Below are 26,629 nucleotides of genomic sequence, written 5' to 3'. Positions count from 1 at the left end.
CTCGAATCGAGGTTCGTGCGTCGGTCTCAGGGGGACAGTCACCGTGAACGCTCACCGCAAGCAGCTTCTCCAGCTCGCCCAGCCCGTCTACTTCTCACTCCTGGCGTCCGTCGCCGCCGGGATCATCAACACCGTCTGGGTCGCCCGGCTGGGCGGTCCGGCCGTGGCCGCCGTGGCCGTGGCCACCACGACGGAGAACGTGCTGCTGGGCGTCGCCCTGGTCTTCGGCTCTGGCACGACCGTGCTGGTCGCCCACGCCCGGGGCGCCCGCGACCCCGCCGCAGTCCGGGCGGCCGTGCGCGGCGGCTGGGCACTGTGGGCACTGGTGACGCCCCTGGTGGTGGCGGGCGGTCTGCTCGGCCGCGAACCACTGGCCCGGCTGGTGCTGGGCGGGTCCGACGGCGCCGCCCTCCCGCTCGCCGTCGCGTACTTCGCGCTCTCCATGCCCGGCATGGCCGTCTTCTTCGCCCAGCAACTCGTCGACGGCATCCTCAAAGGCACTGGCGACACCCGGACCCCGATGCGGCTCGCCCTGCTGTCCAACGGCCTGATCCTGGCCCTCGACCCCTTCCTCATCCACCTCTACGGCGTCCAGGGCGCCGCCGCCTCCACGGTGCTGTGCCGGTCCGTGGCACTCGGGGCCGGACTCGTCGCGGTCCGGCGCAACGCCCTGCTGCGGAGCACCCGCGGCGCGCCACCGGCCGAATCCCTGGCCGTCTCCCTGCGCCGGACGCTGACGACCGGCCTGCCCATGTCCGCCGACTTCACCGTGCGGCAGACGGGCGCCCTGGTCCTGGTCGCGATCGTGGCGCGGCTCGGGGTGACGGCGGTGGCCGCGTACTCGATCGCCTACAAGGTCATGTACGTGGCGACCATGGCCTTCTATGCCGTCCGCCAGGCCGCGTCCATCCACACCGCGCACACGCGGGGCGAGGGCAGGGACGCGCGTCGGGAGATCGGGCGGCAGGCCGTGCTGGTCTCCGGAGCCCTCGGCCTCACCGCCGCCGTGCTGCTGGCCGTCACCGCCCCGTGGCTCATGGCCGTCTTCGGGGCCGGACCCCCAGTCGCGCGCGAGGGTGTGCTCTTCCTGCGCTGTGTCGGGCCCTACCTGCTGCTGATGGCCTGCCTCATCGCGCTCGGCGGGGTCTTCGAGGGCGGCGGGGACGCCCCGAGGCTGCTGCGCGTGACGGTGCTCGGGACGGCGGTCCAGCTGCCGCTCGCGTACGGCCTGACGGGGCTCGGGCTGCCCGGCGTGTGCCTCGCGCTGGCGGTGGCGGCGGCGGTGCAGTGCGCTCTGGCGGGCATGCTGTTCCGGCGGGCTCCGGCTCAGGTGGTGGAGACCGGGGTCTCGTCGGAGCGGGTGGTGGGCTGAGCGGGCACGGAAACGGGGGCCGTGCGCGGCACCGTCGCCCGCCACAGGGCGCGGGCCGCGAGGAGCGCGGCGGCGACCAGCAGGCCGTTGCGCAGGAACAGCAGGGTCAGGCCGAGGCCGTCGCTGGCCACCACGCTGGCGAAGTAGAGCGGGAACTCCAGCACCGTCACGAAGCACGCCACCAGGACGAGCCCGACCGGCAGCCGCATCCGGCTCCCGGGGAAGTACAGGCAGACCGCGGCCAGCCCGACCAGCCACACCATGTACTGCGGGCTGATCACCCGGCTGGTGGTGGTGAACATCAGCACCGCCACGAAGGCCGCGTCGGCGACCGTGTGCTCCTCGAAGGTCCGGGCCAGCAGCCGCCACAGCACCAGCCAGCCGAAGGCCGCCCCCGTCAGGAACAGCGCGCCGGTGCTCACCTCGCTCACGTACGGCCCGAGGAACTCGATGGAGCCGTAGTTCAGCCGCACCTCGCCCCGCCAGCCGAAGTGGCGGGCGACATGGAAGACCAGCGCGCCCAGTGACTCCACCTCGGTGCCCCGGTCGCGCTGGGAGGTCAGGAAGGTGAACGCCCCCGGCGCGGCCAGGGCGAACACGCCCGTCACCGCGACGCCGGTCACCGCGGCCGACACCCAGGAGGCGGGCCGACGGACCCCCAGCAGGAGCATCGCCGGCCAGACCTTCAGCAGCGCGCCGAACGCGGCCAGCACCCCCATCACCTTGGGGTGCCGGGCGCCCGCGAGCAGCGCCGCCACGGCCACCGCCGTGACCATCACGTCGTAGCGGGCGTACACCGTCGGCCCGAGCAGCGGCACGCCCGCCACCCACACCCAGGCGCCGCGCAGCGACCTGCCGGGGCGCCGGCCCGCGTACGCCAGCAGGGCCAGGACGGCCAGGTCCGTGACGCCGACCAGCACGAAGAACGCGGTCGCGTACGGCAGGAAGGACAGCAGGCCGGGGGAGAGGATCGCCAGGGCGGCGGCGGGCGGGTACTGCCAGGTGACATCGTCCTGAGGGAACGTTCCGCTGGCCAGGACGTCGTACCAGCCCTGGTAGATCACGGACACGTCGCTCGTCACGTCCGGGCCCGGGAAGACGTACACCTTCAGCACGAACAGCAGCAGCACCAGCCTCGTGAGGCACCAGGCCACCGGCAGCCATGCCAGGGACCACTTCACGCCCGTCGTCCTCACCAGATCCCTGCCCGTCCGCGTACCGTGTCGAGGAGGCCATGATGTCCCCGACAGCTGTGAGCGTGCCACACCTGCCGGCGCGTACGGCCGTGCGGGGCGGTTCGGTAGGGTCGGCGGCGTGCGCAAGACCCTGATCGTGACCAACGACTTCCCGCCCCGGCCGGGCGGCATCCAGGCGTTCCTGCACAACATGGCGCTGCGGCTGGACCCGCAGCGGCTGGTCGTCTACGCGTCGACCTGGAAGCGGAGCCGGGAGGGCGTGGCGGCGACCGCCGCCTTCGACGCCGAGCAGCCCTTCACCGTCGTACGGGACCGCACGACGATGCTGCTGCCCACGCCGGGCGCCACCCGGCGGGCCGTCGGGCTGCTGCGGGAGCACGGGTGCACCTCGGTGTGGTTCGGGGCGGCGGCCCCCCTCGGGCTGATGGCACCGGCGCTGCGCGGCGCGGGCGCCGAACGGCTGGTCGCCACCACGCACGGCCACGAGGCCGGCTGGGCGCAACTGCCCGCCGCCCGGCAGCTGCTGCGCCGGATCGGCGACTCCACGGACACGATCACCTACCTCGGTGAGTACACGCGCTCCCGGATCGCCGGCGCGCTCAGCCCGCGGGCGGCCGCGCGGATGGCGCAGCTGCCGCCGGGCGTCGACGAGAAGACCTTCCACCCCGGCTCGGGCGGCGACGAGGTGCGGGCCCGCCTGGGCCTGACGGACCGCCCGGTCGTGGTGTGCGTCTCCCGGCTGGTGCGCCGCAAGGGCCAGGACACCCTGATCCAGGCCATGCCCCGGATCCTGGCGGCCGAGCCGGACGCCGTGCTGCTGATCGTCGGAGGCGGCCCCTACGAGAAGGACCTCCGCAGACTGGCCCACGACACGGGCGTCGCCGCCTCCGTCCGCTTCACGGGCCCGGTGCCCTGGTCGGAGCTGCCCGCCCACTACGGCGCCGGCGACGTCTTCGCCATGCCCTGCCGCACCCGCCGCGGCGGCCTCGACGTCGAGGGCCTCGGCATCGTCTATCTGGAGGCCTCCGCGACGGGCCTCCCGGTCGTCGCGGGCGACTCGGGCGGCGCCCCCGACGCGGTCCTGGACGGCGAAACGGGCTGGGTGGTCCGCGGCGGCTCTCCGCCGGAGGCAGCCGACCGCATCATCACCCTCCTCGGCGACGCGGAGCTGCGCCGCAGGATGGGCGAGCGAGGCCGCGAGTGGGTCGAGGAAAAGTGGCGCTGGGACCTACTCGCCGAGCACCTCAAAGACTTGCTGTAGGTGTCTTCCTTCAGGGGCGCGGGGAACTGCGCGATCAACCACGAACAACCCGCACTCGCCCACAACGATCAAGCAGCACCCCACTAGGCGGAACCCAATAATCCGCCGATGCTGCGCACATGACATCAAACCTGATACCCCGTCAGCTGACAAGACGTCAGATCCTCGGCATGGCAGCGCTGCAAACCGCAGCCACCCTGGGATTCACCCGCATCGGCCTCGACTCCGCCCGAGCGGCGCAGCCCGACGCGGTCGACACCGCCCCCGCCATAGTCATCGGCTCCGGCTACGGCGGCGCCGTAGCCGCCCTCCGCCTCGCCCAGGCCGGCATCCGCACCCTCGTCCTGGAGATGGGCCGGCTCTGGAACACCCCCGGCCCCGACGGAAAGATCTTCTGCTCCACCCGCACCCCGGACCAGCGCTCCATGTGGTTCCGCACCCGCACCGAGGCCCCCCTGGGCACCTTCCTCTGGCTGGACGTCGTCAACCGGGACATCGGCCGCTACCCGGGCGTCCTGGACCGCGTGCACTTCGCCCAGATGTCCGTCTACGTCGGCCGGGGCGTCGGCGGCGGCTCACTCGTCAACGGCGGCATGGCGGTCACGCCGCCCCGGGCCTACTTCGCCGAGCAGTTCCCCACCGTCGACGCCGACGAGATGTACGGCACGTACTTCCCGCGCGCCCGCGCCGCCCTCGGCGTGAACACCGTCGACCCGGCCTGGTTCGAGTCGACGGAGTGGTACCGCTTCACCCGCGTCTCCCGCAAGCACGCCGAGAAGACCGGCCTGCGGACCACCTTCGTGCCGAACGTCTACGACTTCGGCCACATGGCGCGCGAGGCGTCCGGCGCCGCCCCCAGGTCGGCACTCGCCGGCGAGGTCATCTACGGCAACAACCACGGCAAGCGCAGCCTCGACAAGACCTACCTCGCCGCCGCGCTCGGCACCGGCCACGTCACGATCCACACCATGGAGAAGGTCCGCGCGATCAGCCGGGCGCCGGACGGGAGGTACGTCCTGACCGCCGACCGCGTCGACGAGACCGGCCGGGTCGTCGGGACCAAGGAGTACGGCTGCACGTACCTCTTCCTCGGCGGCGGCAGCCTCGGCACCACCGAACTGCTGCTGCGCGCCCGGGAGACGGGCACCCTGCCCGATCTCGACCCCAGTGTCGGAGCAGGCTGGGGCACCAACGGCAACGTGATGCTGGGCCGGGCCAACCACCTGTGGGACACCGTCGGCGAGAACCAGTCGACCATGCCGGTCATGGGCATCGACGACTGGGCCAACGCCGCCAACCGCGTGTTCGCCGAGATCGCCCCGCTGCCGACGGGCCTGGAGCACTGGGTGAGTCTGTACCTGGCGATCACCGGCAATCCGGAGCGGGCGTCCTTCTCGTACGACACCGGCTCGGGCGCGGTACGGCTCGGCTGGACGGCCGCCCACAGCGCGGTCTCCGTCGCCATGGCCAGGAAGCTGTTCGACCGGATCAACGCCGCCAACTCGACGATCTACCGCTACGACCTGTTCGGATCGAGCAGCAAGGTCTTCGCCGACGACTTCACCTACCACCCGCTCGGCGGCTGCGTGCTGGGCCGCGCGACGGACGACTACGGGCGCGTGAAGGGCTACAGCAGGCTCTACGTCACCGACGGCTCGCTCGTGCCCGGGTCGATCGGGGTCAACCCCTTCGTGACCATCACCGCGCTCGCCGAACGCACGATGGCGCGGGTCCTCGCCGAGGACACCGCGCCATAGACGACCCCGTGGGTCACTTCGCGTAGATCGCCTCGACCTCGTGCGCGTAGTCCTTCGCCACCACGTTCCGCTTCAGCTTCAGCGAGGGGGTCAGGTGGCCCGACTCCTCCGTGAACTGGGAGGACAGAATGCGGAACTTCCGCACCGATTCCGCCTTCGACACCGCGGCGTTGCCGTCGTCGACCGCCGTCTGGATCGCGGCCAGCAGGTCCGGGTCCTCGCACAGCGACGCCGCGGTGGAACCCGCCGGCTTGCCGTGGTCCGCGCACCAACGGCCCAGGAACTCCTCGTCGATGGTGATCAGCGCGCCCACGAACGGCCGCCCGTCGCCCACCACCATGCACTCCGCGACCAGCGCGTGCGCCCGGATGCGGTCCTCGATCACGGCCGGGGCGACGTTCTTGCCGCCCGCGGTGACGATGATCTCCTTCTTGCGGCCGGTGATCCTGAGGTAGCCGTCCTCGTCGAGGGTGCCGATGTCACCGGTGTGGAACCAGCCGTCGGCCAGCGCCTCCGCGGTCGCGCCGGGGTTGTTCCAGTACTCCTTGAACAGGTGCTCGCCGTGCAGCAGCACCTCGCCGTCGTCGGCGATCCGTACCACCGAGCCGGGCAGCGGCTGGCCGACCGTGCCGATCTTCTGCCGGTCCCAGGGGTTGAACGCGGTGGCCGCGCAGGACTCGGTCAGGCCGTAGCCCTCCAGGACCGTGAAGCCGATGCCGCGGAAGAAGTGGCCGAGGCGCTCGCCCAGCGGGGCGCCGCCGGAGATGGCGTACTCGCCCCGGCCGCCGAGGACCGCGCGCAGCTTGCTGTAGACGAGCTTGTCGAACGTCTTGTGCTTGATCCGCAGACCGAGCGACGGGCCCGACGGGGTGTCCAGCGCCTTGCTGTAGGCGATCGCCGTGTCGGCGGCCTTGTCGAAGATCTTGCCCTTGCCGTCGGCCTGGGCCTTGGCGCGCGCCGAGTTGTAGACCTTCTCGAAGACGCGCGGCACCCCGAGGATCAGGGTCGGGCGGAACGCGGCCAGCTCGTCTGTGAGGTTCTTGATGTCCGGGACGCAGCCCAGCTTGATCGGCGCCATCATCGGCGCGATCTGCACGAGCCGCCCGAAGACGTGCGCGAGCGGCAGGAAGAGCAGCACCGAGCACTCGCCCGTGCGGAACAGCGGACGCAGCCGCTCCACGATGTTGCCGCACTCGGCGAAGAAGCTGCGGTGGGTGAGCACACAGCCCTTGGGACGGCCGGTCGTGCCCGAGGTGTAGACGATGGTCGCCGGGTCGTCGGCCTTGGCGATCGAGCTGCGCTCCTCGACCGTCTGGTCCGTGACGTCCTGCCCGAGCCGGCCCAGCTCCTCGATGCCGCCGCCCTCGATCTGCCACACGTGCTTGAGCGCCGGCAGCCGGTCACGCACCGATTCGACGGCGGCCGTGTGACCGTCCGACTCCACGATGCACGCGGTCGCGCCCGAGTCGCCGAGGATCCACTGCACCTGCTCAGGCGAACTGGTCTCGTACACCGGCACGGTCACCGCGCCCGCGCTCCAGATCGCGAAGTCCAGCAGGGTCCACTCGTAACGGGTGCGGGACATCAGGCCCACCCGGTCGCCGGGCTCGACCCCGGCGGCGATCAGCCCCTTCGCGGCCGTGTGCACCTCGGCGAGGAAGGCGGTGGCCGTGACGTCCTGCCAGGTGCCGCCGACCTTGCGGGCGATGACGGCGACGTCCGGGTGCTGCGCGGCGTTTCTGCGGACGATGTCGGTCAGATTGCCGTCCGCAGGGACCTCGTACAAAGCCGGAAGGCTGAACTCGCGCAAGACTGCTGCTCCTCATAGGGCGCCGGCGCCACGACGTTGTGTGATGCGACGGTCCGGTCCAAGGCTCGGGCAGGTGCTCCCGCATTCACTTGTTGAAATGCAGAGCACGACTGGACTGCCCGGACGTTACCCGCCGGTATGGGTTCTCCGACAGGGGGTCCCATCGAGATGTTCGCTGCGTCACACAGTTGGGTATTCCTTCGCGCACAGTAGTCCACGTACTAACTGACTGGCCAGTAACCGCAGGTAGGGCCGCCACTGTTCACAACTGCGCCCCTCGGCCTACCCTTGATCGCCATGGCACCCACACCAGCCGGAAATCACAGGACGCGCGTGCATGTGGTCAGCGACGTGCACGGCAACGCCCGTGACCTGGCGAGGGCCGGCGAGGGTGCCGACGCCCTGATCTGCCTGGGCGACCTCGTCCTCTTCCTCGACTACGCCGACCACTCGCGCGGCATCTTCCCCGACCTGTTCGGCGTCGAGAACGCCGACCGCATCGTCGCGCTGCGCACCGCCCGCCGCTTCCAGGAGGCACGGGAGTTCGGCGCCCGGCTGTGGTCCGGCGTCGGCGAGGACCGCGCCTCGGTGATCGAGAAGGCGGTGCGCAAGCAGTACGCCGAGATGTTCGCCGCGTTCCCCACTCCTACGTACGCGACCTACGGCAATGTCGACATGCCGCCCCTGTGGCAGGAGTACGCCGGCCCCGGCACGACCGTCCTCGACGGCGAGCGCGTGGAGATCGGCGGCTGGGTCTTCGGCTTCGTCGGCGGCGGCCTGCGGACACCGATGCGGACGCCGTACGAGATCAGCGACGAGGAGTACGCCGCCAAGATAGAGGCCGTCGGCGAGGTCGACGTGCTGTGCACGCACATCCCGCCCGAGGTCCCCGAACTCGTCTACGACACCGTCGCGCGCCGCTTCGAGCGCGGCAGCCGGGCCCTGCTGGACGCCATCCGCCGCACCCGGCCCCGCTACTCCCTCTTCGGGCACGTGCACCAGCCGCTGGTGCGGCGGATGCGGATCGGGGCAACCGAGTGTGTGAACGTGGGGCACTTCGCGGGGACCGGGACGCCGTGGGCGCTGGAATGGTGAGGACGTCCCAGGTCGGGTGAGATCGGCGGGTCCCGTGCGCGGTAGCCTTCACGCTGCACACGCTTGCGCACCACGACCTCATACCGGTCCGTATCTGGAGGAGCCACGGCGATGGCGGAACACACCAGCTCGAGCATCACCATCGAGGCGGCCCCGGCCGACGTCATGGCGGTCATCTCCGATTTCGCCCGCTACCCGGACTGGACCGGCGAGGTGAAGGAGGCCGAGGTCCTCAAGACCGACGAACAGGGCCGTGCCGAACAGGTCCGGCTCGTCATGGACGCGGGTGCGATCAAGGACGACCAGGTCCTCGCGTACACGTGGACCGGCGAGAACGAGGTGTCCTGGACCCTCGTGAAGTCCCAGATGCTGCGCTCCCTCGACGGCACGTACCTGTTGAAGCCGGCGGGGGCGGGGGGTACCGAGGTCACGTACGCGCTGACCGTGGACGTCAAGATCCCGATGCTCGGCATGATCAAGCGCAAGGCGGAGAAGGTCATCATCGACCGGGCGCTGGCGGGTCTGAAGAAGCGCGTGGAATCGGCCTAGCTGCGGGCAGTCGTGCCGCTGGGGCGGCACGGGTGGGCGCAGCGGCACCCCGCAGCGCCGGGTTGCGCACCCACTCGGCCTCAGCACCAACATGGGGTACCTCGTCAACGCCGAGTACCGTGCACCCCCATGCGCACCATCCTGATCACCGGCCCCGGCGGCAGCGGCCGTACCACCCTCGCGGCCGCGACCGCCCTGGCCGCGGCGGCGCAGGGCACCCGCACCCTCGTCCTCGGCACCGACCGCACGGACACCCTCGGCGCCGCGCTGGGCACCGGCACCGGTCCCGAGCCGGTCGAGGCCGCACCCCGCCTCATGGCCTGGCGCCCCGACCCCGCCCAGGACTTCCGCAGCGACCTCACCGCCCTCCAGGACCGCGCCTCCTCCGCCCTGGACCTCCTCGGCGCCTCCCGCCTCGACCCCGAGGAACTCAGCCCCCTCCCCGGAGCTGAGGAACTCGCCCTCCTGCGCGCCCTGCGCGACGCCGCGCTGTCTGAGGCGTACGACCTGCTCGTGGTCGACCTGCCCCCGGCCCCGCAGGCCCTCGCCCTCCTCGCCCTGCCCGAGGAACTCCGCCGCTACCTGCGCCGCCTGCTCCCGCCCGAACGCCAGGCCGCCCGCGCCCTGCGCCCCGTCCTGGGCCGGCTGGCCGGCGTCCCGATGCCCGCCGAGTGGCTGTACGAGACGGCCGCCCGCTGGGACCTGGAGCTGGCCGCCGTCGAGGCCGTCGTCGCCGACCGCGACACCGTCGTACGACTGGTCGCCGAGCCCGGCCCCGCCGGTGCCGACGCCCTCCGCACGGCCCGCCTCGGACTCGCCCTGCGCCGCCTGCGCACCGACGTCGTGGTCGCCAACCGCGTCCTGCCCGAGGCCTCCCCGGACACCTGGCTGGCCGGCCCGGTCGCCCAGCAGCGCAAGACACTGGACGAGTGGCAGGAGTCGCACGACGTCCGGACCGTCGCCCACCTCGGACGCGACCCGGTCGGCACCGACGACCTGGCCGCCCTCGCCGTACCCGGCGCCGACCCGGGCGAGCCCGTCCCGGCGGTCGAATGGCCGGTGGCCGACCGGCTCGGCGAGGACGGTGTGCTCGTCTGGCACATCCCGCTGCCCGGCGCCGTGCGTGAGGAGCTGGACCTCGTGCGGCGCGGCGACGAACTCGTCGTCACGGCGGGGCCTTTCCGCCGAATCGTTCCGCTGCCCTCCGCGCTGCGCCGCTGCACCGTCGACGGCGCCGCCCTGCGCGAGGGCGAGCTGCGCATTCGCTTCGCGCCCGACCCGAAGCTGTGGCCGCAGACGCGGTGAGAGGGGGTAACGTCGGAGGGACGAACCGTAGTCAGGAGTCCGTCATGAGCGAAGAGCTCCCCCCGTTCGACGCCGCCCGCGAAGAGGCCGCGGACGAGGTACGGGCGAGCGACGCCGACGCCTGGGCGACCGCGTGCGCCGAGGACCTCGAGGCGGAGAAGGCCCGCCGCCGCGCCGAGTACGGACCGCCCCAGGGCTCCGCGGCCGAGGAACTGAAGAAGCTCGTCGACGCCGTCGCGGACAAGCTGTCGGGGATCCAGTCCCCGCTGTTCGGTGCCGTCGCCGGGCCTGCCGCCGAGCAGGTCGTCCGCCAGGTCGTCCAGCAGGCCAAGGCCGCCGTGGAACCCGTCATCGAACGCAACCCGGACGTCTTCGACCACCTGGCCGCCGCCGGGAACGAACTGCTCGCCGCCTACCGCTCCGCCGTCGAGGCCCAGGAGCGGCGCTGGACCGGGCGCGACGACCGGATCGACCCGCGTGACCTGGACGAACGCCATGACCGGGGCGACGACACCGGTCCCGGGGAGCGCATCGACCTGGACTGAGCCCGACCTTCTCTTCGCGAGCCGCGACCGGCGTGCCGCCGCCGGTCCTGCCCAGCGTGCGGACGACAGCCGACCCGACGGCGTGCCTCGGGTACCGTTGGCCGTAGCGGGGCTCGACCGAAACTGAGGGATTCATGGGACTCACCATCGGCGTCGACATCGGCGGCACGAAGATCGCGGCCGGCGTGGTCGATGAGGAAGGCAACATCCTCTCGACCCACAAGGTGCCGACCCCGGGCACGCCTGAGGGCATCGTGGACGCCATCGCATCGGCGGTGGAAGGCGCACGCGTCGGGCACGACATCGTCGGCGTGGGCATCGGCGCGGCCGGCTACGTGAACCGGCAGCGCTCCGAGGTCTACTTCGCGCCCAACATCCACTGGCGCAACGAGCCGCTCAAGGAGAAGGTCGAGGCCCGTGTGGGCCTCCCGGTGGTCGTCGAGAACGACGCGAACGCCGCGGCGTGGGGCGAGTACAAGTTCGGCGCCGGCAAGGGCCACCGCAACGTCATCTGCATCACGCTCGGCACCGGCCTCGGCGGCGGCATCATCATCGGCAACAAGCTGCGCCGCGGGCACTTCGGCGTGGCCGCCGAGTTCGGCCACATCCGCATGGTGCCGGACGGGCTGCTGTGCGGCTGCGGCTCGCAGGGCTGCTGGGAGCAGTACGCGTCGGGCCGGGCGCTGGTGAGGTACGCCAAGCAGCGCGCCAACGCCACCCCCGAGAACGCCGAGATCCTCCTCGGGCTCGGCAACGGCACGCCCGACGGCATCGAGGGCAAGCACATCTCCATGGCCGCCCGCCAGGGCGACCGTGTGGCCGTCGACTCCTATCGCGAACTGGCCCGCTGGGTCGGCGCGGGCCTCGCCGACCTCGCCTCCCTCTTCGACCCCTCCGCCTTCATCGTCGGCGGCGGCCTGTCCGACGAGGGCGAACTGGTCCTGGGCCCGATCCGCAAGTCCTACAAGCGCTGGCTGGTCGGCGGCAACTGGCGCCCGGTCGCCGAGGTCCGCGCCGCGGAACTGGGCAACAAGGCCGGCCTGGTCGGAGCAGCGGACCTGGCGAGGGAACCCGACCCGATCATGTGACGCCCTCAGGGGCGCGGGGAACTGCGCGACCAGCCACGCACAACCGGTACTCGCGCACAACCCCCGCGCCCCGAGCTCTTGGGCGTAAATTGATCACATGCCCCTGCTCCCCAACTCCCGTACCGAACCCGACGGTTCCGCGGTCATCAGGGTCCTCAGCTACAACATCCGCTCGATGCGCGACGACACCGACGCCCTGGCCCGTGTCATCAAGGCCTGCGCACCCGACCTGGTCCTGATCCAAGAAGCCCCCCGTTTCTTCCGCTGGCGCAAGAAACTCGCCCGTCTGGCCCGCGAATCCGACCTGGTCATCGTCACCGGGGGCGCCACCACCACCGGTCCGGCGATCCTCAGCTCGCTCCGGGCGAGCGTCGAACGCACGGAGGACGTCCTCCTGCCCCCCACCCCCGGCCTGCACCGCCGCGGCTTCGCCACCGCCGTCGTCCGCTTCGCCGGCACCCGCCTCGGCGTCCTGAGCTGTCACCTGTCGCTCCAGAAGGACGAGCGCTACGACCAGTCAGGCCTGCTCCTGGACCGGCTCGCCGGCATGGGCGTGGAGCACATGATCGCCGGCGGCGACCTGAACGAACGCCCCGACGGCCCCGCCTTCCGCCGTCTCACCGACGCCCTGCAGGACTGCCACGCGACCGCGCCCTGGGGCGGCGAGCACACCTGGACGCCCGCCGACCCCTACCAGCGCATCGACGCGATCTTCGCGACCAAGGGCATCGAGGTGCTGGGCTGCGGCGTGCCGTTCGAACACCCGGGGGTGACCGACGCAGACCTGAGGGCGGCCACGGACCATCTCCCGGTCCTGGCCGCCCTCAAAGTGCCGGCTTCCTAGACGACCGCGCCCCGCCCCGGGTCGTCGTCCTCCTCGTCGTCCGTCCGCATCCGCATCACCAGCGTCACGAACCCGCCGACGAACCCGCCGATGCTCAGCGTGGTCAGCCACCAGGTCATCTCCCAGCCGAGCAGCACGGCCAGCAGAAGCAGCACCGGCCCGCCCAGCACGCCGAGCCAGGCGAACTTCGCGGTGGGGTCGGCGGACGGCAGCGGGGGCGGCTCCGGCGGCACGAAGTGCCCCTCGTCGTCCTCGTCGAAGTCGTCCTCGGCGGGCTCGGGCGCGGAGTAGTCGCGCGGGCCGACGCCGGGCGCGAAGGAGATGGAGCCGCCCAGAGGCTTGGCCGGCTTGTCCGGCTTGTCGCCGGATCCCTTTGGTTTCGGCCCGTCCGGCTCGCCGGGCTTCCCGGCCTCCGCGGGGGCCGACGCGGCCTCCGCGGCCGTGTCCACCCGGTCGTCGTTGACCCGGTCGTCGTTGGTCGGAGTCTCCAGCAGCGCCAGGTCCTCGATCGACTTGAACGGCTTGGCGCCCGGCGGGTCCGGCGGCTCGTCGCCGTACCCGGCGACGATCGCCGCCCAGGCGGCATCCTCGTCGAACGGGACGCCCTTCTCGTCCGGCTCGCGGCCCTCGCGGTCGGAGTCGTGCTCAGCCACCTGCGGTCGTCCCTTCCTTGCCGAGACCGGGCTCCCTGCCGAGGCCGGACGCGAGCCGGCTGATGAAAGAGGTGCTCTCCTCGAAAATCCGGTCCGCGTCATGGTCCAACGTGGCGACGTGGTAGCTCTGTTCCAGCAGGACCTCTTTCACGTCCGTCGACGAGATGCGGCTGAGAATACGGGCCGAGTCGGCCGGCGGCACCACATGGTCCTGCGGGCTGCGCAGCAGCAGCACCGGCTGCGTGACCTGCGGCAACTCGCGGTCGGCGACCTGGAAGAACTGGCGCAGGGAGTGCGCGGCGTGCAGCGGCACCCGGTCGTAGCCCAGCTCCCTGCTGTCCGGCTTGGCGATGTCGCTGGCGATGCCCTTCGTCGCGGGGACGAGGTGGCGGATCACCGGGAGGGCGTGCGCGGCCAGGCCGTGCACCTTGTTCGCAGGGTTGACGACCACCACTCCGCTGACGGCGTCGCCGTGCCGCGCGGCGAGCCGCAGGGCCAGGGCGCCGCCCATGGACAGACCGGCCACGAACACCTGCTCGCGGCGCTCGCACAGGAGGCGCAGCTCGCGCTCCACCTCCGCGTACCAGTCCTGCCAGCCGGTGATCCGCAGGTCCTCCCAGCGCGTGCCGTGGCCGGGGAGCAGCGGCAGCGAGACGGTCATGCCGCGTGCGGCGAGATGCTCCGCCCAGGGGCGCAGCGACTGCGGTGAACCGGTGAAGCCGTGGCAGAGGAGCACGGCGATCTCCCCGCCCTCGTGGCGAAACGGCTCGGCTCCGGCAAGGACCGGCACCTTCGGCCTCCTGGTCATGAGAAGGGACGGACACGATCACGGAATGTCACGGAACGTCATGGCAGGGGTCGCACGGCGTTCGCGGGACCTTCACCGTACGCGACGGCACTGACACCGACCAGGGCCGTCGGCGCCTTTGACGGCGCGCCGGGTTAAGGTCTGATCGACACATACAGGAGGCACTCGGTTGTTGTACGGCGCGATGAAGGTCGCTGTTGGGGGACCGCTGAAGGTCGCCTTCAGGCCCTGGGTGGAAGGCCTGGAGAACATTCCCGACGAGGGCCCCGCGATCCTGGCGAGCAACCACCTGTCCTTCTCGGACTCGTTCTTCCTGCCCGCGGTCCTGGACCGCAAGGTCACGTTCATCGCGAAGGCCGAGTACTTCACCACGCCCGGGGTGAAGGGCCGGCTGACGGCCGCGTTCTTCAAGGGCGTCGGCCAGCTGCCCGTGGACCGCTCCGGCGCGCGCGGCGCGGGTGAGGCCGCCATCAGGAGCGGCATCGAGGTGCTGGAGCGCGGCGAGCTGTTCGGTATCTACCCGGAGGGGACGCGCTCGCCCGACGGGCGGCTCTACCGCGGCAAGCCGGGCGGTCTCGCGCGCGTGGCGCTGGCGACCGGCGCGCCCGTCATCCCCGTCGCCATGATCGACACGGAGAAGATCCAGCCGCCCGGGAAGGTCATGCCGAAGCTGATGCGCCCCGGCATCCGGATCGGCAAGCCCCTGGACTTCAGCCGCTACCAGGGCATGGAGCACGACCGGTTCGTGCTGCGCGCCGTGACCGACGAGGTCATGTACGAGATCATGAAGCTCTCCGGCCAGGAATACGTCGACATGTACGCGACGGCCATGAAGCGGCAGCTCGCGGAGGCGGCGAAGGCGGAGAAGGAAGCCGAGAAGGCGGCGAAGGCCGCGCTCGCCCGGGCCGAGAAGGAACAGGCGGAGAAGGAACAGGCCGACAAGGAAGAGCCGGAGCGGTAGGAGCCGGAGAAGAGGCGGACGGAGCCCTGGTCGGGGGCGCGTTCCGGGGGTGGGGGAGATGGCCAGGCGCGAGCGAGTCATGAGGATGTCGGTCGAACAGCCGCTGTGGCGTGCGCTGACCGCCTATCGGGTGCTCACGATGCTGTACGCGATCGGCTTGTTCGCCACCGCCTACGAGGAGTTCGCCCGGCCCTGGGTCGCCGTCGCCTACTACGTCGTGCTGGCCGCGTGGACCCTGGCCACACTGCCCCGGGTCGCGAACGCGGCCCGCTGCACCAAGGGGTTTCTCGCCGCCGACCTCACTGTCGCCCTCACCGGCATCCTGCTCACGCCCGTCGCCGACGCGCACGAGCGGGTCCAGGCGGGCGGCCCGACGCTGCCGTCGATATGGACCGCCGGTGCCGTCCTCGCCTTCGCCGTCAAGGGCGGCTGGCGCTGGGCGGCCCTCGCCTCCAGCCTCGTGGCCGCCGCCAACCTGATCGAGCGCGGCAGCCCCGCCCGCGACACCGTCCACAACGTCATCCTGGTCTGCATCGCCTCCATCGCCATCGGCTACGTCGTCGAGGTCGCCCGCGCCTCCGAGCGCACCCTCGCCCGCGCCCTGGAGATCGAGGCCGCGACGAGGGAGCGGGAGCGCCTCGCCCGGGACATCCACGACAGCGTGCTCCAGGTGCTGGCGATGGTGCAGCGGCGCGGCGCGGTGATCGGCGGCGAGGCGGCCGAGCTGGGCCGGATGGCCGGTGAACAGGAGGTCGCGCTGCGCACGCTGGTCTCCGGCGGGCTCGTACCCGTCTCCAGGGTCTCGGAGGACGCCGCCGAGGGAGCCGTCGTCCGGGCCGTCGACGAACAGCCGGAGGAGAGCGGCCCTGTCGACCTGCGCGCCCTGCTCGCGCCGTACGCCGGGGCCAAGGTCAGCCTCGCCGAGCCCGGCGCGCCCGTGGCGCTGGCGCCGGCCGCCGCACGGGAGGTGGCCGCCGCCGTCGGGGCGGCCCTGGACAACGTCCGCAAGCATGCCGGGGACCAGGCGCGCGCGTGGATCCTCGTCGAGGACGAGCCGGACGAGGTGATCGTCACCGTACGGGACGACGGACCCGGCATCCCGGAAGGGCGGCTCGCCCAGGCCGAGGGCGAGGGGCGGCTCGGCGTCGCCCTGTCGATCCGCGGCCGGCTGCGCGACCTCGGCGGCAGCGCGGAGCTGATCTCGGTGCCGGGCCAGGGCACGGAGGTCGAACTGAAGGTACCGAAGGACGTGACGACCGTACGGGGGAAGGCGGAACAGCGATGACGGAGACCACGGAGGACCGGCGGGACCCGATCAAGGTCATGGTGGTCGACGACCACCCCATGTGGCGCGACGCGGTCGCCCGTGACCTGGCCGAGTCGGGCTTCGAGGTGGTGGCCACGGCGGGCGACGGCGAGCAGGCCGTGCGCCGTGCCAAGGCCGCCGCACCCGAGGTCCTGGTGCTCGACCTGAACCTGCCCGGCAAGCCCGGCGTCCAGGTCTGCAAGGAGGTCGTCGCCGCCAACCCCGCGCTGCGGGTCCTGGTGCTGTCGGCGAGCGGCGAGCACGCCGACGTCCTGGAGGCGGTCAAGTCCGGCGCGACCGGCTATCTGCTGAAGTCGGCCTCCACCGAGGAACTCCAGGACGCCGTCCGCCGCACGGCCGTCGGCGACCCGGTCTTCACCCCCGGCCTCGCCGGGCTGGTCCTCGGCGAGTACCGCCGTCTGGCCTCCGAACCCGCCCCCGCCCCCGACACCGACGAGCCGAAGGCGCCCCGCCTCACCGACCGCGAGACCGAGGTGCTGCGCCTCGTCGCCAAGGGGTTGAGCTACAAGCAGATCGCCGAACGCCTGGTCATCTCCCACCGCACGGTGCAGAACCACGTCCAGAACACCCTCGGCAAGCTCCAGTTGCACAACCGTGTGGAGCTCGTGCGGTACGCGATAGAGCGCGGCCTCGACGACGAGTGAGACCCACGCCACACTGACCTTTCGTCAGGCACCTGCGGCGAAGGGACTGTTCCATGCGCGTCGGAGTACTGACCGGAGGCGGCGACTGCCCCGGACTCAACGCCGTCATCCGGGCCATCGTCCGCAAGGGCGTGCAGGAGTACGGCTATGACTTCACCGGCTTCCGGGACGGCTGGCGAGGGCCCTTGGAAAACGACACCGTCCGTCTCGACATCCCCGCCGTGCGCGGCATCCTGCCCCGCGGCGGCACCATCCTCGGCTCCTCGCGGACCAACCCGCTGAAGGAGCGGGACGGCATCCGCCGCATCAAGGAGAACCTCGCCGAGCTGGAAGTCGAGGCGCTCATCGCCATCGGCGGCGAGGACACCCTGGGCGTGGCCGCCCGGCTGTCCGACGAGCACGGCGTGCCCTGTGTGGGCGTTCCGAAGACGATCGACAACGACCTGTCCGCCACCGACTACACCTTCGGCTTCGACACCGCGGTCGGCATCGCCACCGAGGCCATCGACCGGCTGCACACCACCGCCGAGTCCCACATGCGGGTCCTGGTCTGCGAGGTGATGGGCCGGCACGCCGGCTGGATCGCCCTGCACTCGGGCCTCGCCGGCGGCGCGAACGTCATCCTCATCCCCGAGCAGCGCTTCGACGTCGAGCAGGTCTGCGCCTGGGTGACGTCCCGCTTCCGGGCGTCGTACGCGCCGATCGTCGTCGTCGCCGAGGGGGCCATGCCCAAGGACGGCGACATGGTCCTCAAGGACCAGTCGCTGGACTCCTTCGGGCACGTCCGGCTGTCCGGGGTCGGCGAGTGGCTCGCCAAGGAGATCGAGAAGCGCACGGGCAAGGAGGCCCGCACGACGGTCCTGGGTCACATCCAGCGCGGCGGCACCCCCAGCCCCTTCGACCGCTGGCTCGCCACCCGCTTCGGCCTGCACGCCATCGACTGCGTCCGCGACGGCGACTTCGGCACGATGGTCGCGCTGCGCGGCACGGACATCGTCCGCGTCCCCATCGCGGACGCGACGGCCCGCCTGAAGACGGTGGACCCGACGCTCTACGAGGAGGTCGGGGTGTTCTTCGGCTGACCGCCCGGTCCAGGTACCGGTCGGGGCCGCGCGGCCCCGACCGGACCCCGGGCTACACCGAGGGCGCGCTCGTGCCCCGCAGCTGTCCCACCAGGTCCCGCACGACCCGCGCCCCGTTCAGCGTCAGCACCGACTCGGGGTGGAACTGCACCCCCGCGAACCCGGGCCCCCGCAGCGCGTGCACCTCCCCGTTCGCCGAGCGGCTGACCTCCACGCCGTGCGCGGCCAGCTCCTGACGGGCCCCTTCGTCGCAGCGCGCCACGAAGCTGTTGTAGAAACCGACCGTCTCGGGCCGCCCGAACAGGTCGATCGTCGTCTGCGCCCCCTGGTAGGGCACGTCCTTCCGTACGATCTCCAGTCCCAGCTCGGCCGCGATCAGCTCATGTCCGAGGCAGACGCCGAGCACGCCGTGCGGGTGCTCACGGATGACCTCGGCGGTGAGGCTCCGCAGAAGACGCATCTTGGGATCGGCGAGGTCGGAGGGGTCACCGGGACCCGGGCCGAGCACAACCGGGCCCTCGTGCGCGAGCACCGCCTCGCGGAGCCCGTCCTCGTCGTACCGGCGGACGGTCACCTCCAGTCCGCCCGACCGCAGCACATGCGCGAGCATCGCCGTGAAGGTGTCCTCGCCGTCGACGACCAGGGCGTGACCGGCGAGTTCCCCGGAGGGCTCCTGCATCCGCAGCCAGAACGGCGCGAGCGAGGCCCGGCGCCCGTCGAGCGCCGCCTGCACGCGCGGATCGTCGGCCAGGCGCGGCCGCACGGACTCCTCGCGCGGCCGTCCCGGCCGGACGCCCAGCGCCGTCAGTACCCCGGCCGCCTTCGCGTGCGTCTCCGCGACCTCGCCCGCCGGGTCGGACCCGCGCACGAGCGTGGCACCCACCGGCACCCGCAGCCGGCCACCGGCGTCGATGTCGGCCGTGCGGATGAGGATGGGGGAGTCGAGGGTCTGGGCGCCGCCCGAGTCCCTCCCCAGCAGGGCCAGCGCACCGGCGTAGTACCCGCGCCCGCCGACCTCGTGCCGCTCGATGACCCGGCAGGCGTTCTGCACCGGCGAGCCCGTGACGGTCGCCGCGAACATGGTCTCCTTCAGCACCTCGCGCGCGTCCAGCGAGGACCTGCCGCGCAGCTCGTACTCGGTGTGCGCGAGGTGTGCCATCTCCTTCAGCCGGGGCCCGACGACGACCCCGCCCATGTCGCCGACGGTGCACATCATCTTGAGCTCCTCGTCGACGACCATCGACAGCTCCTCGATCTCCTTGCCGTCGGCGAGGAAGTCCAGCAGGTGCTCGGGCGTCGGCCCCTCGGCGGGATAGCGGTAGGTGCCGCTGATCGGGTTCATGACGACCGTGCCGCCGGACATCCGCACGTGCACCTCCGGGCTCGCCCCGACCAGTGTCCGGTCGCCGGTGTGCACGACGAACGTCCAGTAGGCGCCCCGCTCGCCCTCCAGCAGCCGCCGGAACAGCGCCAGCGCGTCGGCCCGGCCGAACCCGGGGATCTCCCCCTCGTACGTCCGCCGGATGACGAAGTTCGCTCCCTCGCCCCGCCCGATCTCCTCCCGCAGCACGCGCCCGACGATCTCCGCGTACTCCTCGTCACCGACGTCGAAGCCACCGCCCTCGACCCGCACGTCGTGCGCCGGGAGCTGCTCCAGGGCGTCGGCGAGCGGGACGCCGTAGGACTCCACGGGGGTCAGCACCGACAGCGGCGTGCCGTCGTCGCGGACGTCGAAGCCGCGCTCGCGGATCTGCCGGAAGGGGACGAGCGCCAGGCCCTCGTCGGGGAGGTCGGCGAGGCGGTCGTACGTGGTGACGGGGCCGACGAGGACCTCGATCAGGTCGTGGTCGTGGCCCGGGGCGCGGCGGCGGAGCAGAGCGAAGGGGCGGGGCTCGTGCAGCAGCTGTGTCAGGTCCATGGTTCCTCCGTGGCTGTCGATCGACGGCGATCGATGTCGGTGAGGAGCGGACCTAAGGGAAAAACCGAAGGCCGCCCTCGGGCGGCCTTCGCGAAGTCTGTCGTACGCGCAGTCAGTGGGCCGCCGGATGAGCGGTCCACCACCAGGTCTGGATCGAGTGCGCGAACATGGCAGGCACCCTACCCCATGCCCCGAGGCCCCATGTCCGAGTCGTGTACCCCGTGTCTCAATTGCTGGGCATGGGCCAGGACGCCCGACACGACCCCGTAATGTTGAGGCCGTGACCGTGAACGCTAAGACCAGCGCGAGTGCTGGCAACACCTGGCGAGACCTGCCCGCGGCGCAGCAGCCCGAGTACCCCGACACCGAGGCTCTGCGCGCAGTCGTTGCGGACCTCGAGTCGTATCCGCCGCTCGTCTTCGCGGGCGAGTGCGACCAGCTGCGCGCCCGGATGGCGGCCGTCGCCAAGGGAGAGGCGTTCCTCCTCCAGGGCGGCGACTGCGCCGAGGCCTTCGACGCGGTGTCCGCGGACCAGATCCGCAACAAGCTCAAGACGCTGCTCCAGATGGGCGCCGTGCTGACGTACGCCGCGTCCGTGCCGGTCGTGAAGGTCGGCCGCATCGCCGGCCAGTACTCCAAGCCGCGTTCCAAGCCGACCGAGACCCGCGACGGCGTGACGCTGCCGACGTACCGGGGCGACTCCGTCAACGGCTTCGACTTCACCGAAGAGGCCCGGATCCCGGACCCCGAGCGGCTGAAGCGGATGTACCACGCCTCGGCCTCCACGCTGAACCTGGTGCGCGCCTTCACCACCGGCGGCTACGCCGACCTGCGCCAGGTGCACGCCTGGAACCAGGACTTCGTGAAGTCGTCCCCGTCGGGGCAGCGCTACGAGCAGCTGGCGCGCGAGATCGACAACGCGCTGAACTTCATGCACGCCTGCGGGGCCGACCCCGAGGAGTTCAAGACGGTCGAGTTCTACTCCTCGCACGAGGCGCTGCTGCTCGACTACGAGTCCGCCCTGACCCGGGTCGACTCGCGCACCGGGCAGCTCTACGACGTCTCCGCGCACATGGTGTGGATCGGCGAGCGCACCCGGCAGCTGGACCACGCGCACATCGAGTTCGCCTCGAAGATCCGCAACCCGGTCGGCATCAAGCTCGGCCCGACGACCACGGCCGAGGAGGCGTTGCAGTACATCGAGCGCCTCGACCCCGAGCGTGAGCCCGGCCGGCTCACCTTCATCGTCCGCATGGGCGCCGACAAGGTCCGCGACAAGCTCCCCGAGCTGGTCGAGAAGGTCACCGCTTCCGGCGCGACGGTGGCCTGGATCACCGACCCGATGCACGGCAACACCTACGAGGCGGCCTCCGGGCACAAGACCCGCCGCTTCGACGACGTGCTCGACGAGGTCAAGGGCTTCTTCGAGGTCCACAAGGCGCTCGGCACCCACCCGGGCGGCATCCACGTGGAGCTGACCGGCGACGACGTCACCGAGTGCGTGGGCGGCGGCGACGAGATCTTCGTCGATGATCTGCACCAGCGCTACGAGACGGCCTGCGACCCGCGGCTCAACCGCAGCCAGTCGCTGGACCTGGCGTTCCTCGTGGCCGAGATGTACAGGGACCAGTAACGGGTTCGCCTGTTACCCGACATCGACTGGGGCGCGGATCACATACGATCCGCGCCCCTCTCGACTTTTGTGCCTCCCACCCGGCGGGTAAGGTTAGGTTAGCCTCACCGATCAACGGGGACGGCGCCTTGGGAACGACCCTGTCGGGAGGTGGACCGCGTGTACGTGTGCAGTTGCTTCGGGATCACCGAGCAGCAGGTCAAGCAGCACGCGGACGGCGGCGCCTGCACCCCCCGGCAGATTGCCTCCGCCTGCAAGGCGGGCACGGACTGCGGGTCGTGCGTACGCCGCATCCAGGCGATTCTGGGCAGGGGTGCCTGCCCTCGCCGTGAGATGGCCGACCGGGGCCAGCCGGTGCTCGCGGAGCTGGAAGACGCCGCCTAGAACCGCTAGCTCGGCTGCTCGATCTGCTGCGCGATGTACAGCGCCTCGCCGATCTTGTCGATGAGCTCCAGCTGCGTGTCCAGGTAGTCGATGTGGTGCTCCTCGTCCTCGAGGATCGACTCGAAGAGGTTCGCGGACGTGATGTCGCCCTTGCTGCGCATCACCTCGATACCGCGCTTGAGGCGGTCGATCGCCTCGACCTCGACCTGCCGGTCCGCCTGGAACATCTCGGTGACCGTCTGACCGACCCGGACATGGAAGAGCCGCTGGTAGTTGGGCAGACCGTCCAGCATGAGGATGCGTTCGGTGATCTTGTCCGCGTGTTTCATCTCGTCGATGGATTCTTCACGCGTGTACTTGGCGAGCTTGGTCCAGCCTTTGTTGTCCTGGATCCGGTAGTGCAGCCAGTACTGGTTGATCGCCGTCAGCTCGCCGGTCAACTGCTCGTTGAGGAATTCGAGGACTTCGGGGTCGCCCTGCATCGCAGAGGCTCCTTCCGCGCGGGGGGAACTGGCAGGTTGCGCCGCATGATTCCACCGGTGGCGAAGATCGTCCAGTAAGTCTTCACTTACTAAGTAAGGGCATGCTTAGTTCTCATTGCCCTGTTTTGGGGTCGCCCCGGTCGGGGGCATCACCGGGGGTCTGTCAGGATGGAGCCATGGGTCAGCCGGTGGGACACGAATCGGGAGAAGGGCGCGATCCGGCAGGAGCGACGCAGCCCGGGCTTCCGCCGGGACAGCGGGTACAGCGCGGCTGGCCGGTCACGCACTACGGGCCCGTCCCCAAGTTCCGGCCCGAACGCTGGGAGTTCAGGGTCTTCGGCGCCACGGCGGACGGCGGCAAGCACTGCTGGACCCACGAGGAGTTCACGGCCCTGCCGTACACCACCGTCGTGGCCGATCTGCACTGCGTCACCAAGTTCAGCATGCTGGGCGCCGAGTGGGGCGGTGTCCCCGCGCGCACGATCCTCGACATCGCGCCGCCCGCCGACGACGTCACCCATGTGATGGTGTGGGCCGAGTACGGATTCAGCTCCAACCTTCGGCTGTCCGACTTCGCCTCCGAGCACGTCCTGTTCGCCACCCACAAGGACGGGGAGCTGCTCACCGCCGAGCACGGCTTCCCGCTGCGCCTGATCGTGCCCCACCTGTACGCCTGGAAGGGCCCCAAATGGGTGCGCGGCGTGGAGTACATGACCGCCGACCGGCGCGGCTTCTGGGAGGAGCGCGGCTACCACAACATCGGCGATCCGTGGCAGGAGCAGCGCTACTCGTACCAGGAGGAGGCGGGGGACGGCCCCGACCTCTGAGGCCTGCGAGGCTTTGACGCCTCTGGGGCCTGGGCGGTCTTCAGCAGTCGCGCAGCTTCTTCAGCCGTTCCACGTCCGCCGCGTGCCCCTCCTTGCCGCCCGGCGTCTCGATGATCAGCGGTACGCCCTCGGTCGCGGGGTGCGTCATCAGGGCCCGGAACGGGTCCTCGCCGATGTGGCCGACACCGATGTTCTCGTGCCGGTCCTTGTGCGCGCCCACCACGTCCTTGGAGTCGTTGGCGTGGATCAGCTTCAGCCGGCCCTCGCCCACCGTGTCCACCAGCAGGTCCAGCGTCTGGTGCATGCCGGACGGGCCGGTCAGGTCGTGCCCGGCGGCGAAGATGTGGCAGGTGTCCAGGCAGACGCCCAGCATCGGATGCGCGTCCAGCGCCTCGAAGTACGGGCCGAAGTCCCACGTCCGGGAGCACAGGGAGGCGCCCTGGCCGGCGGTCGACTCCAGCAGTAGACACGGATCGTCGTCGTGGGTCAGCTCGTCGAGCAGCGGCAGCAGACGCTCCCGGACCTGCTTCAGCGCCACCGACCGCTCCCGGCCGCCGGTCGCGCTGCCGGTGTGCACGACCACGCCCAGCGCCCCGATCTCCCGTCCGCGGCGCAGCGAGTGCCGCAGCGACTCCACCGACCGCTCCACGGTCGCCTCGGTGTGCGAGCCGAAGTTGATCAGGTAGGGGGCGTGCACGTACGCCGGGATCGACTCGGCCTCGCACGCGGCGCGGAACGCCTCGTCCTGCTTCGGATTGCCGGCCGGAGTGGCCCAGCCGCGCGGGTTGGCGACGAAGACCTGGACGGTCTCGGCCTTCAGGTCACGGGCGTAGGTCAGACCGACGGAGTGGAGCCCACCGGCCACGGGGACGTGGCCGCCCACGGGGTTGCGGGAGGGGCCGGACAGCTGATGATTCACCCGTTCAGGGTGCCATGCGCCCGGCCCTGCCCCGTCCACGGGCTCCCCGTCCGCTCCCTCACCTGATCTTGATCGTGATGGTCGAGCCCTTGGGCGCGGTCTCGCCGCCCTTCACGGACTGGTCCTTCACCGTGTCGCCGAACAGGCCGAGCAGTCCACGGTCCTCGTCGACCTGGAACCCGGCGCCCTCCAGCTCCCGTGTGGCGTCGTCGACACCGGCGCCGACCACGTCCGGGACCTCGATCATCTCGGGGCCCTTGGACACCGTCAGCGTCACCGTGTCGCCCTCGGCCGCCCGGCCGCCGGGGTTCGGGCTCTGCCGGGCCACCTGGCCCTTGTCGAACGCGGAGGAGGTGACCCGCTCGGTGGCGACCTTCACCTTGAGACCGGCGTCCGTCAGCTCGGCCCTGGCGTCCGCCAGGTCGTCACCGGTGACGTCGGGGATGTCGATGGGGCTGCCCTTGCTGACGACGAGCGCGACCGCCGAACCCGCGCGCACCTTCGTGCCGTCCGCCGGCCGCGCGGAGATCACCGAGCCCCTGGGCACGTCCTCGTTGAACTCCCGGGTGACCATACCCGGCTCCAGCCCGTCCTCCTTCAGCAGCGACCGCGCCTTGTCCAGCCGCTGGCCCTCCAGGGCGGGCACCCGGACGTTCTCGGGGCCGTCGGAGATGGTGAGGGACACCGAGTCGTTGCCGCGGATGCGCGTCCCGGCCTTCGGGTCGCTGCTGATGACCGTGCCGCGCTTCACGGTGTCGCTGTAGGCGTGCTCCACCTTGCCGAGCTCCAGCCCGGCGTCCGCCAGCCGGTCCTCGGCCTGCGCCTGCGTCTTCGCCAGCAGCGGGGGGACCTCGGTGAACTGGCCCGAGTTGACGTACCAGATGCCGGTGCCGAGCCCGAGCACGAGCAGGACGGCGACGACGATCGCCATGGGGCCGCGCCGGGGTCCCGAGCGGCGCCGGGACGGCGGGGGCGGCGGGGACGCGAAGCGGCTGGTGCGGTTGAGCGCGGTCGCGGAGCCCTCCTCGTCCTCGTTGACGGGCAGGGGGCGCGGCGTGGCCAGCGCGCGCGGGATCACGCTCGTACGGTCGTCGGCGTTGACGTGGTCAGCGGCGAGCGCCTGCGGCGGCACCGCGTCCAGTTGCCCCTCGGTCAGCCGGACGCGCCCGTCGCGGACCTGCGCGAGCAGCGCCACCGCGTCGTGCGGGCGGATCTCCGGGGTGCGGGCGGTCGCCGAGGCCACCATCTCGTCCAGCTCGTACGCCAGACCGGGCACGGCGGCCGAGGGGGGCGGGACGTCCTCGTGCAGATGCTTGTAGAGGATCACGGCAGGGGAGTCCCCGTCGTGCGGCTTGTCGCCGGTGAGCATCTCGTACAGCATCACGCCGCACGCGTACACGTCGACGCGAGGGTCGGCGGTGCCGCTCTCTATCTGCTCGGGGGCGAGGTACGAGACCGTGCCGAGGACGGTGCCGGTGGTGTTCGTCACCGTGTCCACGGCCCGTACGAGGCCGAAGTCGGCGACCTTGACCCGGCCGTCGTCCCCTATCAGGACGTTCTCGGGCTTCATGTCCCGGTGCACGAACCCGGCGCGGTGCGCGGCGCCCAGCGCGGCCAGCACCGGCTCCAGGATGTCCAGGGCGGCACGCGGCTGCAGGGCCCCGCGCTCACGCAGCACGTCCCGCAGGGTGCAGCCCGCGACGTACTCCATGGCGAGGTAGACGTAACCGCCGTCGGTGCCCTGGTCGAAGACCTGCACCACGTTCGGGTGCGCCAGCCGGGCCACCGACTTCGCCTCGCGGATGAACCGCTCGACGAACGAGCCGTCGACCGCGAGCGAGGGGTGCATCACCTTGAGTGCGAGGACCCGGTCGAGCCGGGTGTCCACGGCCCGGTAGACCGTGGCCATCCCGCCGACCGCGATCCGCGCGTCGACGCGATACCGGCCGTCGAGCACCTGCCCGACCAAGGGGTCCTGAAGGGTCGTGTCCACGCAGGCGAGTGTACGAGCCACGACTGACAGCTCTCGCGCCCCGGCCATTTTCGGAGCGCGACTGAAGCGGACCTGTGACGTGTATCCGACCACGCTGGGGGCAGTCGTAGCCGCCCCAGCTGCGGGCAGTCGTGCCGCTGGGGCGGCACGGGTGGGCGCAGCGGCACCCCGCTCCG

At 71.4% G+C, this 26,629-nt stretch carries 25 protein-coding genes; 16 read left to right on the top strand and 9 right to left on the bottom strand.

Annotated features, from left to right (window positions below; genetic code table 11):
* The first annotated feature begins 43 nt into the window (after positions 1 to 43).
* The gene (locus ACZ3I3_RS03970) at positions 44 to 1,372 is read left to right on the top strand and encodes an MATE family efflux transporter (RefSeq protein WP_467362309.1); all 1,329 of its coding nucleotides are present in this window, start codon (positions 44 to 46) and stop codon (positions 1,370 to 1,372) included.
* On the opposite strand, the gene ACZ3I3_RS03965 is transcribed toward ACZ3I3_RS03970, so the two are convergent.
* A complete protein-coding gene (locus tag ACZ3I3_RS03965; RefSeq protein ID WP_467362307.1) occupies positions 1,327 to 2,568 on the bottom strand; it encodes a glycosyltransferase 87 family protein in 1,242 nt (413 codons plus the stop codon). The two genes, ACZ3I3_RS03970 and ACZ3I3_RS03965, sit on opposite strands and share 46 nt — an antisense overlap.
* A 118-nt stretch (positions 2,569 to 2,686) precedes the next feature.
* Between ACZ3I3_RS03965 and ACZ3I3_RS03960 the strand changes: the two genes are divergently transcribed.
* Together ACZ3I3_RS03960 and ACZ3I3_RS03955 are read left to right on the top strand one after the other, a co-directional pair.
* Positions 2,687 to 3,829: a glycosyltransferase family 4 protein gene (locus ACZ3I3_RS03960; protein WP_467362306.1), complete on the top strand. Its 1,143-nt coding sequence runs from the start codon at positions 2,687 to 2,689 to the stop codon at positions 3,827 to 3,829.
* A gap of 119 nt (positions 3,830 to 3,948) precedes the next feature.
* The gene (locus tag ACZ3I3_RS03955; protein ID WP_467362305.1) at positions 3,949 to 5,586 is read left to right on the top strand and encodes a GMC oxidoreductase; all 1,638 of its coding nucleotides are present in this window, start codon (positions 3,949 to 3,951) and stop codon (positions 5,584 to 5,586) included.
* A gap of 13 nt (positions 5,587 to 5,599) precedes the next feature.
* On the opposite strand, the gene ACZ3I3_RS03950 is transcribed toward ACZ3I3_RS03955, so the two are convergent.
* The gene (locus ACZ3I3_RS03950; RefSeq protein ID WP_467362303.1) at positions 5,600 to 7,396 is read right to left on the bottom strand and encodes an AMP-dependent synthetase/ligase; all 1,797 of its coding nucleotides are present in this window, start codon (positions 7,394 to 7,396) and stop codon (positions 5,600 to 5,602) included.
* A gap of 297 nt (positions 7,397 to 7,693) precedes the next feature.
* On the opposite strand from ACZ3I3_RS03950, the gene ACZ3I3_RS03945 reads away from it, so the two are divergent.
* From ACZ3I3_RS03945 to ACZ3I3_RS03920, 6 genes are all read left to right on the top strand, one after another.
* The gene (locus tag ACZ3I3_RS03945) at positions 7,694 to 8,491 is read left to right on the top strand and encodes a metallophosphoesterase family protein (RefSeq protein WP_467362301.1); all 798 of its coding nucleotides are present in this window, start codon (positions 7,694 to 7,696) and stop codon (positions 8,489 to 8,491) included.
* 111 nt (positions 8,492 to 8,602) lie between these two features.
* A complete protein-coding gene (locus ACZ3I3_RS03940; RefSeq protein WP_086564878.1) occupies positions 8,603 to 9,040 on the top strand; it encodes an SRPBCC family protein in 438 nt (145 codons plus the stop codon).
* 129 nt (positions 9,041 to 9,169) lie between these two features.
* A complete protein-coding gene (locus ACZ3I3_RS03935; protein WP_467362299.1) occupies positions 9,170 to 10,345 on the top strand; it encodes an ArsA family ATPase in 1,176 nt (391 codons plus the stop codon).
* Between the two features lie 44 nt (positions 10,346 to 10,389).
* Positions 10,390 to 10,890: a DUF5304 domain-containing protein gene (locus ACZ3I3_RS03930; RefSeq protein WP_467362298.1), complete on the top strand. Its 501-nt coding sequence runs from the start codon at positions 10,390 to 10,392 to the stop codon at positions 10,888 to 10,890.
* 134 nt (positions 10,891 to 11,024) lie between these two features.
* Entirely contained in the window at positions 11,025 to 11,978 is a 954-nt protein-coding gene (locus tag ACZ3I3_RS03925) for an ROK family glucokinase (RefSeq protein ID WP_020272969.1), read from the top strand.
* A 97-nt stretch (positions 11,979 to 12,075) separates the two neighbouring features.
* Positions 12,076 to 12,822 carry an endonuclease/exonuclease/phosphatase family protein gene (locus ACZ3I3_RS03920; protein ID WP_467362296.1) on the top strand — a complete coding sequence of 249 codons (747 nt, stop codon included), beginning with the start codon at positions 12,076 to 12,078 and terminating at the stop codon, positions 12,820 to 12,822.
* Here ACZ3I3_RS03920 and ACZ3I3_RS03915 read toward each other — a convergent pair.
* Positions 12,819 to 13,475, bottom strand: coding sequence for a hypothetical protein (locus tag ACZ3I3_RS03915; protein WP_467362294.1), 657 nt, complete (start codon positions 13,473 to 13,475; stop codon positions 12,819 to 12,821). The genes ACZ3I3_RS03920 and ACZ3I3_RS03915 overlap by 4 nt on opposite strands.
* Positions 13,468 to 14,265, bottom strand: a complete 798-nt coding sequence (locus ACZ3I3_RS03910) for an alpha/beta hydrolase (RefSeq protein WP_467362721.1) — start codon at positions 14,263 to 14,265, stop codon at positions 13,468 to 13,470. The genes ACZ3I3_RS03915 and ACZ3I3_RS03910 overlap by 8 nt, the downstream gene beginning before the upstream one ends.
* A 202-nt stretch (positions 14,266 to 14,467) precedes the next feature.
* Here ACZ3I3_RS03910 and ACZ3I3_RS03905 point away from each other — a divergent pair, with 202 nt between their 5' ends.
* Genes ACZ3I3_RS03905 through ACZ3I3_RS03890 form a run of 4 tightly spaced genes read left to right on the top strand, consistent with a single transcriptional unit; the run spans position 14,468 to position 18,297 of the window.
* Entirely contained in the window at positions 14,468 to 15,244 is a 777-nt protein-coding gene (locus ACZ3I3_RS03905) for a lysophospholipid acyltransferase family protein (RefSeq protein WP_467362292.1), read from the top strand.
* 58 nt (positions 15,245 to 15,302) lie between these two features.
* Complete coding sequence (macS, locus tag ACZ3I3_RS03900) at positions 15,303 to 16,529, top strand: MacS family sensor histidine kinase (RefSeq protein WP_467362290.1); 1,227 nt, start codon at positions 15,303 to 15,305, stop codon at positions 16,527 to 16,529.
* Positions 16,526 to 17,215 (top strand): response regulator, encoded by a 690-nt coding sequence (locus ACZ3I3_RS03895; protein ID WP_467362288.1) that lies wholly within the window; start codon positions 16,526 to 16,528, stop codon positions 17,213 to 17,215. The genes macS and ACZ3I3_RS03895 overlap by 4 nt, the downstream gene beginning before the upstream one ends.
* A 53-nt stretch (positions 17,216 to 17,268) precedes the next feature.
* Positions 17,269 to 18,297 carry a 6-phosphofructokinase gene (locus tag ACZ3I3_RS03890; protein ID WP_467362286.1) on the top strand — a complete coding sequence of 343 codons (1,029 nt, stop codon included), beginning with the start codon at positions 17,269 to 17,271 and terminating at the stop codon, positions 18,295 to 18,297.
* A gap of 52 nt (positions 18,298 to 18,349) precedes the next feature.
* Here ACZ3I3_RS03890 and ACZ3I3_RS03885 read toward each other — a convergent pair whose 3' ends face one another.
* Complete coding sequence (locus tag ACZ3I3_RS03885; RefSeq protein WP_467362284.1) at positions 18,350 to 20,215, bottom strand: anthranilate synthase family protein; 1,866 nt, start codon at positions 20,213 to 20,215, stop codon at positions 18,350 to 18,352.
* A 112-nt stretch (positions 20,216 to 20,327) separates the two neighbouring features.
* Positions 20,328 to 20,384 (bottom strand): trp operon leader peptide, encoded by a 57-nt coding sequence (locus ACZ3I3_RS03880; RefSeq protein ID WP_082319877.1) that lies wholly within the window; start codon positions 20,382 to 20,384, stop codon positions 20,328 to 20,330.
* A gap of 111 nt (positions 20,385 to 20,495) precedes the next feature.
* Here ACZ3I3_RS03880 and ACZ3I3_RS03875 point away from each other — a divergent pair, with 111 nt between their 5' ends.
* Together ACZ3I3_RS03875 and ACZ3I3_RS03870 are read left to right on the top strand one after the other, a co-directional pair.
* Positions 20,496 to 21,848, top strand: coding sequence for a class II 3-deoxy-7-phosphoheptulonate synthase (locus ACZ3I3_RS03875; RefSeq protein WP_467362282.1), 1,353 nt, complete (start codon positions 20,496 to 20,498; stop codon positions 21,846 to 21,848).
* Positions 21,849 to 21,998: 150 nt separating this feature from the next.
* The gene (locus ACZ3I3_RS03870; RefSeq protein WP_020272981.1) at positions 21,999 to 22,232 is read left to right on the top strand and encodes a (2Fe-2S)-binding protein; all 234 of its coding nucleotides are present in this window, start codon (positions 21,999 to 22,001) and stop codon (positions 22,230 to 22,232) included.
* Positions 22,233 to 22,237: 5 nt separating this feature from the next.
* Here the strand turns inward: ACZ3I3_RS03870 and bfr are convergent, their stop codons facing one another.
* The gene (gene bfr, locus ACZ3I3_RS03865; protein ID WP_020272982.1) at positions 22,238 to 22,714 is read right to left on the bottom strand and encodes a bacterioferritin; all 477 of its coding nucleotides are present in this window, start codon (positions 22,712 to 22,714) and stop codon (positions 22,238 to 22,240) included.
* A gap of 176 nt (positions 22,715 to 22,890) precedes the next feature.
* Between bfr and ACZ3I3_RS03860 the strand changes: the two genes are divergently transcribed.
* Entirely contained in the window at positions 22,891 to 23,541 is a 651-nt protein-coding gene (locus ACZ3I3_RS03860) for a sulfite oxidase-like oxidoreductase (protein ID WP_467362280.1), read from the top strand.
* A gap of 40 nt (positions 23,542 to 23,581) precedes the next feature.
* Here ACZ3I3_RS03860 and ACZ3I3_RS03855 read toward each other — a convergent pair whose 3' ends face one another.
* Both ACZ3I3_RS03855 and pknB read right to left on the bottom strand, forming a co-directional pair.
* Positions 23,582 to 24,460: a deoxyribonuclease IV gene (locus ACZ3I3_RS03855; RefSeq protein WP_467362278.1), complete on the bottom strand. Its 879-nt coding sequence runs from the start codon at positions 24,458 to 24,460 to the stop codon at positions 23,582 to 23,584.
* A gap of 58 nt (positions 24,461 to 24,518) precedes the next feature.
* The gene (gene pknB, locus ACZ3I3_RS03850; RefSeq protein WP_467362276.1) at positions 24,519 to 26,453 is read right to left on the bottom strand and encodes a Stk1 family PASTA domain-containing Ser/Thr kinase; all 1,935 of its coding nucleotides are present in this window, start codon (positions 26,451 to 26,453) and stop codon (positions 24,519 to 24,521) included.
* Between the last annotated feature and the right edge of the window lie 176 nt (positions 26,454 to 26,629).

This window comes from Streptomyces sp. NPDC016851 (assembly GCF_055562795.1).
The sequence above is the reverse complement of the archived record's forward strand: the minus strand, read 5'-3'. Positions and strand labels throughout refer to the sequence as shown.

Bases quoted from the DNA above. Each gene is read 5' to 3' on its own strand.
- ACZ3I3_RS03955 (WP_467362305.1), top strand. From the start codon at position 3,949: ATGACATCAAACCTGATACCCCGTCAGCTGACAAGACGTCAGATCCTC.
- ACZ3I3_RS03945 (WP_467362301.1), top strand. From the start codon at position 7,694: ATGGCACCCACACCAGCCGGAAATCACAGGACGCGCGTGCATGTGGTC.
- ACZ3I3_RS03940 (WP_086564878.1), top strand. From the start codon at position 8,603: ATGGCGGAACACACCAGCTCGAGCATCACCATCGAGGCGGCCCCGGCC.
- ACZ3I3_RS03935 (WP_467362299.1), top strand. From the start codon at position 9,170: ATGCGCACCATCCTGATCACCGGCCCCGGCGGCAGCGGCCGTACCACC.
- ACZ3I3_RS03930 (WP_467362298.1), top strand. From the start codon at position 10,390: ATGAGCGAAGAGCTCCCCCCGTTCGACGCCGCCCGCGAAGAGGCCGCG.
- ACZ3I3_RS03925 (WP_020272969.1), top strand. From the start codon at position 11,025: ATGGGACTCACCATCGGCGTCGACATCGGCGGCACGAAGATCGCGGCC.
- ACZ3I3_RS03920 (WP_467362296.1), top strand. From the start codon at position 12,076: ATGCCCCTGCTCCCCAACTCCCGTACCGAACCCGACGGTTCCGCGGTC.
- ACZ3I3_RS03905 (WP_467362292.1), top strand. From the start codon at position 14,468: ATGAAGGTCGCTGTTGGGGGACCGCTGAAGGTCGCCTTCAGGCCCTGG.
- macS (WP_467362290.1), top strand. From the start codon at position 15,303: ATGGCCAGGCGCGAGCGAGTCATGAGGATGTCGGTCGAACAGCCGCTG.
- ACZ3I3_RS03895 (WP_467362288.1), top strand. From the start codon at position 16,526: ATGACGGAGACCACGGAGGACCGGCGGGACCCGATCAAGGTCATGGTG.
- ACZ3I3_RS03890 (WP_467362286.1), top strand. From the start codon at position 17,269: ATGCGCGTCGGAGTACTGACCGGAGGCGGCGACTGCCCCGGACTCAAC.
- ACZ3I3_RS03885 (WP_467362284.1), bottom strand. From the start codon at position 20,215: ATGGACCTGACACAGCTGCTGCACGAGCCCCGCCCCTTCGCTCTGCTC.
- bfr (WP_020272982.1), bottom strand. From the start codon at position 22,714: ATGCAGGGCGACCCCGAAGTCCTCGAATTCCTCAACGAGCAGTTGACC.
- ACZ3I3_RS03860 (WP_467362280.1), top strand. From the start codon at position 22,891: ATGGGTCAGCCGGTGGGACACGAATCGGGAGAAGGGCGCGATCCGGCA.